The organism is Bordetella petrii, from assembly GCF_000067205.1.
Lineage (GTDB): Bacteria > Pseudomonadota > Gammaproteobacteria > Burkholderiales > Burkholderiaceae_B > Bordetella_A > Bordetella_A petrii.
Genome location: NC_010170.1, coordinates 1,771,633 through 1,785,472 on the forward strand (window position 1 = coordinate 1,771,633; position 13,840 = coordinate 1,785,472).

13 protein-coding genes are annotated in these 13,840 nt (G+C 66.0%); 2 read left to right on the forward strand and 11 right to left on the reverse strand.

The features are described 5' to 3' along the window. The first annotated feature begins 1 nt into the window (after nt 1). Both BPET_RS08730 and BPET_RS08735 read left to right on the forward strand, forming a co-directional pair. Complete coding sequence (locus BPET_RS08730) at nt 2–1,831, forward strand: branched-chain amino acid ABC transporter ATP-binding protein/permease (protein ID WP_012248639.1); 1,830 nt, start codon at nt 2–4, stop codon at nt 1,829–1,831. Further along, a complete protein-coding gene (locus BPET_RS08735; RefSeq protein ID WP_012248640.1) occupies nt 1,828–2,574 on the forward strand; it encodes an ABC transporter ATP-binding protein in 747 nt (248 codons plus the stop codon). Before BPET_RS08730 ends, BPET_RS08735 begins: the two co-directional genes overlap by 4 nt. A 792-nt stretch (nt 2,575–3,366) precedes the next feature. Here the strand turns inward: BPET_RS08735 and BPET_RS08740 are convergent. From BPET_RS08740 to BPET_RS08790, 11 genes are all read right to left on the reverse strand, one after another. Continuing rightward, complete coding sequence (locus tag BPET_RS08740; RefSeq protein WP_012248641.1) at nt 3,367–4,206, reverse strand: branched-chain amino acid aminotransferase; 840 nt, start codon at nt 4,204–4,206, stop codon at nt 3,367–3,369. Between the two features lie 66 nt (nt 4,207–4,272). Further along, entirely contained in the window at nt 4,273–5,271 is a 999-nt protein-coding gene (locus BPET_RS08745) for an ABC transporter substrate-binding protein (RefSeq protein ID WP_041863714.1), read from the reverse strand. A gap of 208 nt (nt 5,272–5,479) precedes the next feature. Then, nucleotides 5,480–6,469 (reverse strand): branched-chain amino acid ABC transporter permease, encoded by a 990-nt coding sequence (locus tag BPET_RS08750; protein WP_012248643.1) that lies wholly within the window; start codon nt 6,467–6,469, stop codon nt 5,480–5,482. Continuing rightward, entirely contained in the window at nt 6,466–7,353 is an 888-nt protein-coding gene (locus tag BPET_RS08755; protein ID WP_012248644.1) for a branched-chain amino acid ABC transporter permease, read from the reverse strand. The genes BPET_RS08750 and BPET_RS08755 overlap by 4 nt, the downstream gene beginning before the upstream one ends. Before the next feature lie 93 nt (nt 7,354–7,446). Next, complete coding sequence (locus BPET_RS08760; RefSeq protein ID WP_012248645.1) at nt 7,447–8,661, reverse strand: ABC transporter substrate-binding protein; 1,215 nt, start codon at nt 8,659–8,661, stop codon at nt 7,447–7,449. 58 nt (nt 8,662–8,719) lie between these two features. Continuing rightward, the gene (locus tag BPET_RS08765) at nt 8,720–9,433 is read right to left on the reverse strand and encodes an ABC transporter ATP-binding protein (protein ID WP_012248646.1); all 714 of its coding nucleotides are present in this window, start codon (nt 9,431–9,433) and stop codon (nt 8,720–8,722) included. Next, nucleotides 9,430–10,203 (reverse strand): ABC transporter ATP-binding protein, encoded by a 774-nt coding sequence (locus tag BPET_RS08770; RefSeq protein ID WP_012248647.1) that lies wholly within the window; start codon nt 10,201–10,203, stop codon nt 9,430–9,432. Before BPET_RS08770 ends, BPET_RS08765 begins: the two co-directional genes overlap by 4 nt. 145 nt (nt 10,204–10,348) lie before the next feature. Next, nucleotides 10,349–10,984 (reverse strand): endonuclease III, encoded by a 636-nt coding sequence (nth, locus tag BPET_RS08775; protein ID WP_012248648.1) that lies wholly within the window; start codon nt 10,982–10,984, stop codon nt 10,349–10,351. After that, on the reverse strand, nt 10,981–11,622 hold the full coding sequence (gene rsxB, locus BPET_RS08780) for an electron transport complex subunit RsxB (protein ID WP_012248649.1): 642 nt from the start codon (nt 11,620–11,622) through the stop codon (nt 10,981–10,983). Before rsxB ends, nth begins: the two co-directional genes overlap by 4 nt. Before the next feature lie 46 nt (nt 11,623–11,668). Next, on the reverse strand, nt 11,669–12,883 hold the full coding sequence (locus BPET_RS08785) for a polyhydroxyalkanoate depolymerase (RefSeq protein ID WP_012248650.1): 1,215 nt from the start codon (nt 12,881–12,883) through the stop codon (nt 11,669–11,671). A 139-nt stretch (nt 12,884–13,022) separates the two neighbouring features. Next, nucleotides 13,023–13,820 (reverse strand): ferredoxin--NADP reductase, encoded by a 798-nt coding sequence (locus BPET_RS08790; RefSeq protein ID WP_012248651.1) that lies wholly within the window; start codon nt 13,818–13,820, stop codon nt 13,023–13,025. Nucleotides 13,821–13,840 lie beyond the last annotated feature (20 nt).

A 13,840-nucleotide genomic window follows, 5' to 3' on the forward strand; every position in this document is an offset into this window, starting at 1 on the left:
CATGAACCGCATCCTGCTAATTGCATTTATCGTCCTGCTGGCGGTGCTGCCGATGGTGTCGGCCACGCCGGAATTCTGGATTACGCAGCTCAACTATATTGGCCTGGCGGCGTTGGTGGCGCTGGGCCTGGTGCTGCTGACCGGGGTGGGGGGCCTGACTTCGTTCGGCCAGGCCGCTTTCGTGGGCCTGGGGGCCTACACCACCGCCGTCATGACCAGCCACTATGGCGCGTCGCCCTGGCTGGCGTTGCCTGTGGGCTTGTTGCTGACGGCGGCGGTGGCGTACCTGCTGGGCATCATCACGCTGCGGCTGTCCGGACACTATCTGCCGCTGGGCACTATCGCCTGGGGCCTGTCTTTGTATTTTCTGTTCGGCAACCTGGACTGGCTGGGCAAGCACGACGGCATCGCCGGGCTCGAGCCGATCAGCGTGTTCGGCTTTTCGCTGGCGAGCGGCCGGCACATTTACTACCTGATCTGGATCTGCCTGCTGCTGTCGCTGTGGGCGACCAGCAACCTGCTGAGTTCGCGCCCGGGCCGCGCCATCCGCGCGCTCAAGAGCGGCGCGGGCATGGCCGAATCGATGGGTGTGAACACGGGTTCCTACAAGGTCGTAATCTTCGTCTGGGCGGCGCTGCTGGCCTGCCTGTCGGGCTGGATCTACGCCCACATGCAGCGCGCGGTAAGCCCCAGTCCGTTCGGCCTGAACTACGGTATTGAATACCTGTTCATGGCGGTGGTGGGCGGCGCCGGGCACGTCTGGGGCGCGGTGGTGGGCTCGGCGGTGATCCTGGGCCTGAAAGACCAGCTGCAGAACCTGCTGCCGGCGCTGTTGGACACCGATGCCAACTTCGAGCTGATCGTGTTCGGCGTGCTGCTGATCCTGGTGCTGCAATACGCGGCGAACGGTCTGTGGCCCATTCTGTCGTCCGGTTGGGCGCGCCTGACCGGCAGCGCCGGCTCGCGCCGCAACATGGCGCCGCCGCCCGCCGCGCCGGCCTTGCCGCACCGCGAGCGTCCGCAAGGCGGCGCGCTGGTGCTGGAAGTGGATGCCATCCGCAAAGAGTTCGGCGGCCTGGTGGCGGTGAACGACATTTCATTCAAGGTGCGGGCCGGCGAGATAGTCGGCCTGATCGGCCCCAACGGCGCTGGCAAGAGCACCACCTTCAACCTGATCAGCGGCGTGCTGCCCGCCACGCGCGGCCAGGTGCGTTTCCTGGGCGAGCGCATCGACGGCCAGCAAGCGCGCGAGATCGCGCGGCGCGGGGTGGGGCGCACGTTCCAGCACGTGCAGCTGTTGCCGGGCATGTCGGTGTTGGAAAACGTGGCGCTGGGCGCGCACATGCGCGCCGACGTGGGTGTGCTGGCCGGCGCCTTGCACAGCGACCGCGCGCAAGAGGCGCGGCTGCTGCACGAGGCCGCGACCCAGCTCAAGCGGGTCGGCCTGGGCGATTACCTATACGAGCAGGCCGGCAATCTGGCGCTGGGCCAGCAGCGCATTCTGGAGATTGCCCGGGCGCTGGCCAGCGACCCGGTGCTGCTGTTGCTGGACGAGCCGGCCGCCGGCTTGCGCTACAAAGAAAAGCAGGAGCTGGGCCAGGTGCTGGAGCAGCTGCGCGACGAAGGCATGAGCATCCTGCTGGTGGAACACGATATGGATTTTGTCATGCGCCTGACCAACCATTTGGTGGTGATGGATTTCGGCACCAAGCTGGCCGAAGGCGTGCCCGCCGAGGTGCAGCAGAACCCGGCCGTGCTCGAGGCGTATCTCGGCGGCATCGATGACGACCTGTCGGACGCCGCCGTCGCATCTACGGAGAGCGCGCAATGAGCCAGGACCCGATTCTCGACGTGCACGGGCTCAGCGCCCGCTATGGCAAGGTGGGCGCGCTCAGCGAAGCGACCCTGGCCGTCGCGCCCGGCAGCATTGTGACGGTGATCGGCGCCAATGGCGCGGGCAAGTCGACCATGCTTAACGCCATGATGGGCGCGCTGCCAAGTAGCGGCCACGCATCGGGCGCGGTGCGCTACGCGGGCACCGATGTGTCGGGCTGGTCGGTCGAGCGGCGCGTGGCGGCTGGCATGTCGCTGGTGCCCGAGCGGCGCGAGCTGTTCGGCAGCATGTCGGTGGAAGACAATCTGCTGCTGGGCGGTTTCCGCCGCTACCGGGCGCGCGAGAGCGGCTGGCGCGGCACGTTGGATGAAGTGTTCGATCTGTTTCCGCGCCTGCGCGAAAGGCGCCGGCAGCAGGCCGGCACGCTGTCGGGCGGCGAGCGGCAGATGCTGGCGGTGGGGCGGGCCCTGATGGCCAAGCCGCGCCTGCTGATGCTGGACGAGCCCAGCCTGGGGCTGGCGCCGCGCATTGTGCGGGAAATTTTCCACATCATCGCGCGGTTGCGTGAAACCGGCGTGGCGATTTTGCTGGTGGAGCAGAATGCGCGCGCTGCGCTGCAGGTAGCCGACTACGGCTATGTGCTGGAAACCGGCGAAGTTGTATTGCATGGCCCGGCCCGCGATCTGGCGGGTAATCCCAGGGTGATTGAAAGCTACCTGGGGTTGGGGAAGGGGGGCTGATCTGCGCGTGGTGTGGGTATCGTCGGCGGGTTCTTGCACCGTCCCGCGTGGTGCGGTCGGGTGGGGGCGGCGCACGTGCGTCGGGCTCGGGCGCATGCAGGCGCCTCGGCCTGCTGCGCAGCTGCCCCGCCGCCCAACGCGCCACTCCCACCCGACCGCACCACGCGGGACTGCGATCAAGACGTGCGGACCGTTGCTGGATTTTGCGCGGCGGGACAGGTGGCTGGCCTGGCCAGGTGTCTGACTCCACAGGTGCCAGACACCGTAGTGAGCCTCGGTCGTCGCCAGGTGTCTGACTCCACAGGTGCCAGACACCGTAGTGAGCCTCGGTCGTCGCCAGGTGTCTGACTCCACAGGTGCCAGACACCGTAGTGAGCCTCGGTCGTCGCCAGGTGTCTGACTCCACAGGTGTCAGGCACCGTAGTGAGCCTCGGTCGTCACCAGGTGTCTGACTCCACAGGTGTCAGACACCGTAGTGAGCCTCGGTCGTCACCAGGTGTCTGACTCCACAGGTGTCAGACACCGTAGTGAGCCTCGGTCGTCGCCAGGTGTCTGACTCCACAGGTGCCAGACACCGTAATGAGCCTCGGTCGTCACCAGGTGTCTGACTCCACAGGTGTCAGACACCGTAGTGAGCCTCGGTCGTCACCAGGTGTCTGACTCCACAGGTGTCAGACACCGTGGCCTGGGTCGCCTGTTCATGCGATGTCGCCGCCGGTGTCGGATACCGTGGCGGGTGTTTCAGTTGCTTCAGCGGGCGCTGCCCAGTCTTGAGCCCGGCGTCCGGAGCGGTCACCTGCCTCCGCGCGCGTATTCCATATACAGCCCATGCGCGCGGCGCGCCATTGGGCCGTAGGGCAGGCTGCGGTCTTCGACCCGGTTGACGTGCACCACCTTGCCATAGTTGCCGGTGGAAAACACTTCGTCGGCCTGTTCGACGTCAGCCCGCGTCAGCGCGCGTTCCTGCACATCGACGCCGTCGGCGCGCAGCAGGGCAAGCACGCGCTGGCGCGTGATGCCGTTCAGGAAGGTGCCATTGTCGGCCGGCGTGGACACCACGCCGTCTTTGGCGATCCACAAGTTGGCGGTGGCGAACTCGGCCACGTGGCCGTCGCCGTCGAGCATGATGGCATTATCGAAGCCCTTGTCCATGGCTTCGCGGATGGCGCGCTGGCCATTGGGGTACAGGCACGATGCCTTGGCGTCGGTGGGAGCCATGTTCGACCAGGCCCGCGCAAAGCTGGAAAAGCAGGCCGAAAAACCCTGGTCGCCCGGCATGGGCACTTTGAAGACGTGCAGCACGAATTGCGTCTGCTCGGCCTCGGGCAGCAGGAAGCCGGCGGCGCAGAAGAACATGGGCTTGATGTACAGCGCCTCGCCTGCTGGAAAGCGCGCCACGGCCTGCAGGCACAGATCGCGGATCTGCTGCCAGCCCAGCCGGGGCTTCATCAGCATCTTCTCGGCCGAGCGCACCACGCGCTGGCAGTGCAGATCGAGGTCGGGGGTCAGGCCGTCGAAGGCGCGCGCGCCGTCGAATACCATGCTGGCCATCCAGAAGGCGTGGTCGGCGGGGCCCAGCAGCTTGGGGTTGTCGGTGGTCCATTGGCCATCGTGCCAGTAGATCGCATCCATGTCGTCATTCCTTGAGTCGGTCGCGCCGAAGGGCGCAGTGCCTGCGCAGCATACACCCGCGACGGGCTACAGGCTGGACTGGACCCGCTCGGCAACCTCGGCCGGCACCCATTTGCGCCAGACGTCGGGATACTTGCGCAGGAAATACTGCGCCGCGTCCTCGGGTTCCGCGCCCTGGTTTTCGAGCCACCCCAGCGTATCGTCGATGGCAGGGGCGGGCACGCTGAGCTTGTCGAAGAAAGTCTTGAGCTGCGGCGCCTGACGCGCGAACTCGGCGTTCAGGCCGGTGACCACTTTGTTGGCCTTGAACTCGGTGGGCACCGGATGTTCGCATTTGGGGTCGGTCATGCAGGTGTAGGCGGCCTGGTCGAAGGCCGGCAATTGCAGCTTGACCAGGTCCAGCGCGCCGACCAGCGCGGTGGGCGTCCAGTAATAGAACACGATGTCGCGCTTGCGCTTGTACGCCGATACGATGGCAGCCTTTTGCGCGGCGCCCGAGCCGGGGGCGAACATCGCGTATTGGCTGTCGAGCTTCAGCGCTTTGAGCAGGTTGGTGTTCAGGGTGCCGCAGGCCCAGCCGGCGGGGCAGCCGTAGATGCGGCCGCGCGACGGGTCTTCGGGGTCGGCGAACACCTTGGTGTAGCGGGCCAGGTCGGCCGCGCTTTTCAGGTCGGGATGGCGCTCGGCGGTGTAGCGGGGGATATACCAGCCTTCACCCGCGTCGTACACATGGCCGGCCGCCAGCACCTTGCCGGATTTCAGCGCCTTGTCCCAGGCCACTTCGATCTGGCCAGGCCAGACCTCGGGCGTGACGTCGACGTCGCGGCGCTGCAGGGCTGCCAGCATCGCCAGGGTCTCGCCGATTTCGACCGAGGTGGCGCAACCGTAGCCATGCTCGACAATAAAACGCTCGATGCCCGCCAGCACGAGGTTGGATTCCCAGTTCAGGCCGCTGAAGCGCACCGGCTGGTCGATTTCGCATTGGGGGGCGGCCGCCGCGGGCGTCGTCCAGAGCAGGGCCGTGGCGGCAGCCAGGGCGGCCACCGACAGGCGGGGGGCTCGCATGATGCGCATGAGAAGATCTCCTTGCTCGCGTGGATGGCGCCCTGGGGCGATTGGTCCATTGTACGAGGCGCGCGGCCCGGCAGCGGCGGGGTGTCGGGCTTCGCGGATGCTGACACCGCTATATGCCACGGGTGTCTCAGCAATGGTGTCTGCGGGTCCGGCGCAGGCCAGGCGCCCGGCAAGGGCGCCCGCCAGCCCGCGATGTGGATTAAGCGCGCGTTAAGCGCGCGCGGCGGCGCTCCATGAAGGCCAGCCATTCGCCCACGATGCCGCGCCGGAAGGCCAGCACGCAGATGATGAAGATCAGGCCGATGACAATCGTGACCGATTCGCCCAGCCGCAGGAACCAGCTGCTGCCGGTAAGGTCGGCCATGAAGCGGCCGAAGTCGCCCACTTTGTTTTCCAGCAGCACCACGATGAAAGCGCCCAGGATAGGCCCTACCAACGTGCCCAGACCGCCGATCAGGGTCATCAGGATCACCAGGCCCGACATTTGCCAAGTGGCGTCGGACAAGGTGGCCGACACGAACACCAGGGTCTTGGTGGCGCCGGCCAGGCCGGCAATGGCGGCCGACAGCACGAAGGCCAGCAGCTTGAAGCGGTCGACGTCGTAGCCCAGCGACAAGGTGCGCGGCTCGTTTTCGCGCAGCGCCTTGAGCACCTGGCCGAACGGCGAGTGCACCGTGCGCCACACCACGAAGTAGCCGATGGCGAAGATTGCCATCACCAGGTAATACAGGTTCAGGTCGTTGCGAAGGTCGATGAAGCCCAGCAGCGTGCCGCGCGGCACGCGCTGCAGGCCGTCTTCGCCGCCGGTGAAGTGCGCCTGCAGGAAGAAGAAGAACACCATCTGCGCCAAGGCGAGCGTGATCATGGCGAAATAGATGCCGCTGCGGCGGATGGCCAGCAGGCCGATCACCAGGCCCAACAGCGCCGCCACGGCGGTGCCGAAAATCAGGCCCAGTTCGGTGGGAAACCCCCATACTTTCAGCGCGTGGCCGGCCGCGTACGCGGCGCTGCCCAGGAAGGCCGCGTGGCCGAACGACAGCAGGCCGGTGTAGCCCAGCAGCAGATTAAAGGCGCAGGCGAACAGCGCATAGCACATCACCTTCATGGCGAAGATGGGATACACGCCCAGGAACGGCAGGATGGCCACGACGATGGCCGCCGCCGCGTAGCTCAGCAATTGGCGATTCATTTCTCTTTTCCGAACAGCCCGGCGGGGCGGAGCAACAGGACGATGGCCATGATGATGAACACGACCGTGCTGGAGGCCTCGGGCCAAAAGACCTTGGTCAGGCCCTCGACTACGCCCAGCCCCAGGCCGGTGAGAATGGCGCCCAGGATGGAACCCATGCCGCCGATCACCACCACGGCAAAGACCACGATGATCAGGTTCGAACCCATCAGGGGCGAAATCTGCAGCACCGGCGCGGCCAGCACGCCGGCAAAGCCGGCCAGCGCCACCCCGAAGCCGTAGGTCAGGGTCACCATGCGGGGGACATTCACGCCGAATGCCTCGACCAGCTTGGGGTTCTCGGTGCCGGCGCGCAACAGCGCGCCCAGGCGGGTGCGTTCGATGATGAACCAGGTGGCCATGCAGACGGTGATCGAGGCCACCACGACCCAACCCCGGTAGTTGGGCAGGATCATGAAGCCCAGGTTGGTGGCGCCGCGCAGCAGGTCAGGCGTGGGGTAGGGTTGGCCGGATACGCCGTAGATGCTGCGGAACAGGCCCTCGATTAGCAGCGTCAGGCCGAAAGTGAGCAGCAGGCCGTACAGGTGGTCGAGCTTGTACAGGTGCTTGAGCAGCAGTTTTTCGATCACGATGCCGAACAGGCCCACCACCAGGGGGGCGAGAATCAGCATGACCCAGTAGTTCAGGCCCAGGTACGACAGCCCCATCCAGGCGACGAAGGCGCCCAGCATGTAGAGCGAACCGTGGGCGAAGTTGATGACGTTCAGCAGTCCGAAGATGACCGCCAAACCCAGCGACAGCATGGCGTAGAAGGACCCGTTGACCAGGCCCAGCAGCAGCTGTCCGAGCAAGGCCTGTATGGGTATGCCGAAGAGGTCAATCATGTCGGGAGAATCCTGCGCGTTCGGATAGAGGCGTGTTCGTTCGCGGCGCGGCCCGGCCGGATGGGCACGGGCGCGCCGGACAGCTTCAGCGGATTACTGCTTGAAGATCTTGCAGGTCGATTCCGAGGGCTTGGTATAGACCTCGTCGCCAGGCAGGGTGGCCACGACTTTGTAGTAGTCCCACGGCGCCTTCGATTCTTCGGGGGTCTTCACCTGCATCAGGTACATGTCGTGGATCATGCGGCCGTCTTCGCGCACGTAGCCGTTCGTGGCGAAGAAGTCGTTGATCTTGTTCGACTTCATCCACTTCATGATCGCGTCGCCATCATCGGTGCCGGTGGCCTTCACGCCGTTCAGGTAGAACGACACGGACGAGTAGTCGCCCGCCTGCAGCATGGAGGGCTTGCGCTTGACCTTGTCTTCGAACTTCTTGGCCCAGGCGCGCGCGGCGTCGGATTGATCCCAGTACCAGCCGGTGGTCAGGTACATGCCCTGCGTGGTTTTCAGGCCCAGCGAGTGCACGTCGTTGATGAAGACCAGCAGGCCGGCCATTTTCATGGTCTGCGTGACGCCGAACTCGTTGGCGGCCTTGATCGAATTGATGGTGTCGCCGCCCGCGTTGGCCAGGCCCAGGATCTGCGCGCCGGAGGCCTGCGCCTGCAGCAGGAAGGACGAGAAGTCGGCGGTCGACAGCGGCGCGCGCACGGCGCCCTTGATTTCACCGCCGTTGGCCTTCACCACTGCGGTGGTGTCGCGTTCGAGAGCGTGGCCGAAGGCGTAGTCGGCGGTCAGGAAGAACCAGCTCTTGCCGCCGTTCTTCACCACTGCCGACCCGGTGCCGCGCGCCAGCGCGACGGTGTCGTAGGCATAGTGCACGGTATAAGGCGTGCACTGCGCGTTGGTCAGGTCAGAGGCGCCCGGCCCGATGGCGATGAAGGGCTTTTTCTTTTCGGCCGCGACGGCCGCCATCGCCAGGTTGGTGGCCGAGTTGGTGCCGCCCACCAGCATGTCGAGGCCTTCCTGGTCGAACCACTCGCGCGCGCGGCTGGAAGCAATGTCGGCCTTGTTCTGGTGGTCGGCCGTGACCAGTTCGATCTTCTTGCCGTTGATCTCGCCGCCCGCGTCGGCGATAGCCATGCGGATCGCCTCCACGCCAGCCGGACCGTCGATGTCGGAATACACGCCGGACATGTCTGTGATGAAACCGATGCGGATGACGTCGCCGGAGATGCCTTGCGCCTGGGCGGGTAGCCCGGCAAATCCCAGGCCGGCCAGGGCCAGCGCGGCAGTGATGTGATGCAGCTTCATGGGATGACTCCTTTGCTTCTCTGTGGGGATGCCGCCGGGGCGGCGAATGACAGGATTCCTATACGCCCAGCAATTCGTTGAGCGTATCCTGTTTCTCTTGAAGTTCACTGGCTTCGAAGTGCTCGACGATCTGCCCATGCTCCATGACGTAGAAGCGGTCGGACAGCGGGGCGGCGAAGCGGAAATTCTGCTCGACCATCACAATGGTGTAGCCGCGCTGTTTCAGCGCCGTGATCATGCGCGCGAGCGCCTGCACGATGACAGGCGCCAGGCCTTCCGATATTTCGTCGAGCAGCAGCAGGTTGGCGCCGGTACGCAGGATGCGCGCCACCGCCAGCATTTGTTGCTCGCCGCCCGACAGGCGCGTGCCCGGCGAGTTGCGGCGTTCGTGCAGGTTGGGGAACATGTCGTAGATTTCGGCCAGCGACATGCCGCCGCCCAGCGCGCCGCCCACCGCGGGCGGCAGCAACAGGTTTTCTTCGCACGACAGGCTGGCGAAGATGCCGCGCTCTTCGGGACAGTAGCCCACGCCCAGATGGGCGATCTTGTAGGTGGGCAGTTCGATGGCCTCGGTGCCGTGGATGCGCACCGAACCCTTGCGCGTGCCGGTCAGGCCCAGGATGGCGCGCAGCGTGGTGGTGCGGCCGGCGCCGTTGCGCCCCAGCAGCGTCACCACTTCGCCCTGCGCGACCCGCAGGTCGACACCGTGCAGGATGTGCGATTCGCCGTACCAGGCCTGTAGGCCGGAGATTTCCAGAGCCGGGGTGCTCATGCGTGTGCTCCTTGCAATTCCCCCTCGGTGGTGCCCATGTACGCCTGCATCACCGCGGGATGGCGCGACACTTCGGCGTAGGGCCCTTCGGCCAGCACGGAGCCCCGCGCCAGTACGGTGATGGTATCGGCGATGGAGGACACGACGTTCATGTTGTGCTCGACCATCAGAATGGTGCGGCCCTGGCTGACCCGCTTGATCAGCTGGGTGACGCGGTCGACGTCTTCGTGGCCCATGCCCTGGGTGGGCTCGTCGAGCAGCATCAGCTCGGGCTCCATGGCCAGCGTGGTGGCAATTTCCAGCGCGCGCTTGCGCCCGTAGGGCAGGTTGATGGTGGTTTCGTCGGCGAAGGCGCCCAGGTCGACCTGTTCGAGCAGCTCGCGGGCCGCGGAGTCGAGCCTGGACAGTTGCTTTTCACTGCGCCAGAAATGGAACGACAGGCCGGTCTTGCGCTGCAGGCCGATGCGCACGTTTTCCAGTACGGTCAGGTGCGGAAACACGGCCGAGATCTGGAACGAGCGAATGATGCCGCGTCGCGCAATCTGGGCCGGACGTTCGCCGGTGATGTCGTGCCCATTGAAGAAGATATGGCCCGACGTGGGGGCCAGGAACTTGGTCAGCAGGTTGAAACAGGTGGTCTTGCCGGCGCCGTTGGGGCCGATGAGTGCGTGGATCTGCCCGCGCTTGATGCGCAGATCGACTCCGTTGACGGCAACGAAGCCCAGGAATTCTTTGGTAAGGCCTTTTGTCTCCAGGATAATGTCATCCATATCCGCGCCACCAGCGTTATATTTTTTAAGAGTTGCCGGCGAGTATGCGGACCTATCCCTCAAAATGCCATGAGGGTTTTTCATAGGTATTGCGCTGCGGTATGGCCGATTGTCGGGCAGCCGACAATGCGCGCATGAACCCCTATTACAGCAGGGTCTTTTGCTTGAACTCGCAGAGGTCCGCAATGCCGCATTGCGGGCATTTCGGCTTGCGCGCCACGCAGACGTAGCGGCCATGCAGAATCAGCCAATGATGGGCATCTTGCATGTATTCAGCCGGTACAAATTTTTCCAGTTTGTGCTCGACTTCCAGCACGTTCTTGCCCGGCGCGATGCCGGTGCGGTTCGCGACGCGGAATATGTGGGTGTCCACCGCCATGGTGGGCTGGCCGAAGGCGGTGTTCAGCACCACGTTGGCCGTCTTGCGCCCCACCCCGGGCAAGGCCTCCAGCGCTTCGCGCGTCTGCGGCACCTCGCCGCCATGCCGTTCGAGCAACAGGCGGCAGGTGGCGACGGCGTTCTTGGCTTTGGTGCGGTACAGGCCGATGGTCTTGATGTACTCGGCCAGGCCGTCTTCGCCCAGCGCCAGCATGGCTTCGGGCGTGCCGTGGCGCGGGAACAGCTTGCGCGTGGCCAGGTTCACCGATTTGTCGGTGGCCTGGGCCGACAGCAGCACCGCGATCAACAGCTGGAACGGCGTGTCGTATTCGAGTTCGGTGGTCGGGTGGGGGTTGGCGGCTTGCAGGCGGGCGAAAATGGCCTGGCGCTTGGCGGCGTTCATGTGGGCGTGGCAGAGCGTCGGGCCCGGGCGCGGGCCAGGGCGGATTCGATGGCGGCGCGCTTGCGCGCATCGTCGCCCGAATGGGCAGGGGCCGGGCGGGGCGCGGCGGCGGGTTCGGCGGACGCGGCCATCAGGCGCGCGTTGTCGGCCGAGTCGCGCGCCAGCCGCGCCTGGCGGGCCTGGTGGCGCTGGCGGGCCGCCTGCGCGTCGGCGGCCGACCAGGCCCGGCTGGCCGGCGCCATATCAATGCAATCGACGGGGCAGGGGGCCACGCACAGGTCGCAGCCGGTACACCAGTCGGCCAGCACGGTGTGCATGCGCTTGTTGGCGCCCACGATGGCATCCACCGGGCAGGCCCGAATGCACAGCGTACAGCCGATGCAGTGGGCTTCGTCGATGCGCGCCACCGTAAGCGGGCCGGGCGCGCCACGCGTCAGGTCCAGTGGCAGCGCGGCCGTGTCCAGCAGCGCCGCCAGCGCGGCGATGCCGTCGTCGCCGCCCGGGGGGCAGCGGTTGATGGGGGCGTCGCCCGTGGCGATGGCCTCGGCGTAGGGCCGGCAGCCGTCGTAGCCGCACTTGGTGCACTGCGTCTGCGGCAGCAGGGCGTCGATACGGTCGGCAAGGGAAAGACAGGGCATGGAACGTGAAGCAGGTACGGGCCGGGGCGGCCCGTGTACGCCGGTACTATGCCTGGCGGATGAATTCCGCGATTTTAGGACAGATCATCTCGCGCCAGCGCCGGCCCGAGAAAATGCCGTAGTGGCCGCAGCCCGGTGCGGTGTAGTGACGCTTGCGGGCGGCCGGAATGCCGCGGCACAGGCCGATGGCCGCGCGCGTCTGCCCCTGGCCGGAAATATCGTCCAGTTCGCCCTCGATGCTGAGCAGGGCGACTTTCTTGATATCGGCCGGCCGTACGGCCTGGCCGCCGATTTCCCAGGTGCCGTTGGGCAGGCGGAATTCCTGGAACACCGTGCGGATGGTGTCCAGGTAGAACTCGGCGGGCATGTCCAGCACCGCGTTGTATTCGTCGTAGAAGCGCCGGTGCGCGGCCGCGTCGCTGTCGTCGCCGCGCAGCAGGTCCAGGTAGAAGTCGTAATGCGACTTCAGGTGCCGGTCGGGATTCATGGCGACGAAACCGGCGTGCTGCAGGAAGCCGGGGTATACGCGGCGCCCCGCGCCGGGGTAGCGGGCGGGCACGGTGTCGATCAGCTGGGTTTCGAACCAGGAGTAGGGCTTGGTGGTGGCCAGCCGGTTGACCTGGGTGGGCGACTGGCGCGGATCGATGGGGCCACCCATCATCACCATGCTGCGGGGCTGCAGCGGGTCGTCGTTGGACGCCATGAGGGCAATGGCGGCCAGCACCGGCACGGTGGGCTGGCATACCGATATGACGTGCACGTCGGGCCCCAGGTGGCGGATGAATTCCTGTATGTAATGTACGTAGTCGTCGAGGTGGAACGGGCCGTGCGACAGCGGCACCATGCGCGCGTCGAGCCAGTCGGTCACGTATACGTCGTGGGCGGGCAGCAGGGCGCGCACGGTGTCGCGCAGCAGCGTGGCATGGTGGCCGGACAGCGGCGCCACCAGCAGCACGCGCGGATCGGCGCGGCGCGCGGCGCGCTGGAAATGCAGCAGGCGGCAGAAGGGCTTTGCCAGCGCCACCGATTCGGTCACGCGCACCTCGCGGCCGTCGATGCGGGTAGACGGCAGGTTCCACGCGGGTTTTTGGTATTCCTTGCCCAGCCGGTGCATGAGTTCACAGCTGGCCGCCAGTTGCCGCGACAGGGGCGTGTAGGCCAGCGGACTGAACGGGTTGGAAAACAACTGCGAGCTGGCATCGGTGAATGCGGCAAAGGGCGTCAGGAAAGCCCGCTGCAGTTCGTGCAGGTGATACAGCATGTCGACGAAGATCCTAGGCTGGACGGTGACGGATTATTACCAACGCGTGTAAGGATATATCCAATCTGTCTGGCAATACGGTACCAATCGGGCCGATTCTGTTGTGAAAAAGCGACCGCCAGGGCGGCCGAGGGCCGGCCTACCAGTAGTTTTCGACGGCCAGGTTGCCGGGAATGCCGCGCCGGCCCGGGGCGAAGCCGCGTTCGGCCAGCAGCTTGCGGGCGTCGGACAACATGGCCGGATTGCCGCACAGCATGATCTTGGACTGCTGCGGGTCGAGGCTTGCGCCGGCCAGCTGTTCGAGACGGCCGTCGGCAATGAGCGTGGTCAACCGTTCCTGGGGCGCGCCGGGCAGGGCCTCGCGGGTGGCGATGGGCAGGTAGAGCAGCTTGAGGGGGTCTTGCTGGAAGTACGAGGCATAGGCGGGCTGCTTATGCCATTGCTGGATTTCGTCGCGGTAGGCAAGTTCGCTGGCCGTACGCACTCCGTGCACCAGGATGATGCGCCGGAAGGCCTGCCAGGTGGCCGGGTCGCGCAGCATGGACAGGTAGGCCGACAGTCCCGTGCCGGTGGCCAGCAGCCACAGGTCGCCGCCGGGGGCGAAGCGGTCGATGGTCAGGAAGCCGAACGGGTTTTTCTCGATGTACAGGGCGTCGCCGGGCTGCAGCCGGGCCAGCCGCGGGCTGAACAGGCCCTCGGGCACCACGATGGAATAGAACTCCAGCCAGTCTTCGTGCGGCGCCGACACCATGGAGTAGGCCCGCCATATGGTGGGCGGCGCGTCGGGCTCGTCGGCGGCCGGCAGGCCCACCCGGGCGAATTGCCCGGCCTGGAACCGGAATGCCGGGTCGCGCGTGACGCGTAGCGAGAACAGCTTGCCCGGCACCCAGGTATGAATCCCGGTGACGGTCTGGCGCGTGTACTTGGAATCGGTCATCAGCTAAGCAGGGCGGGCGC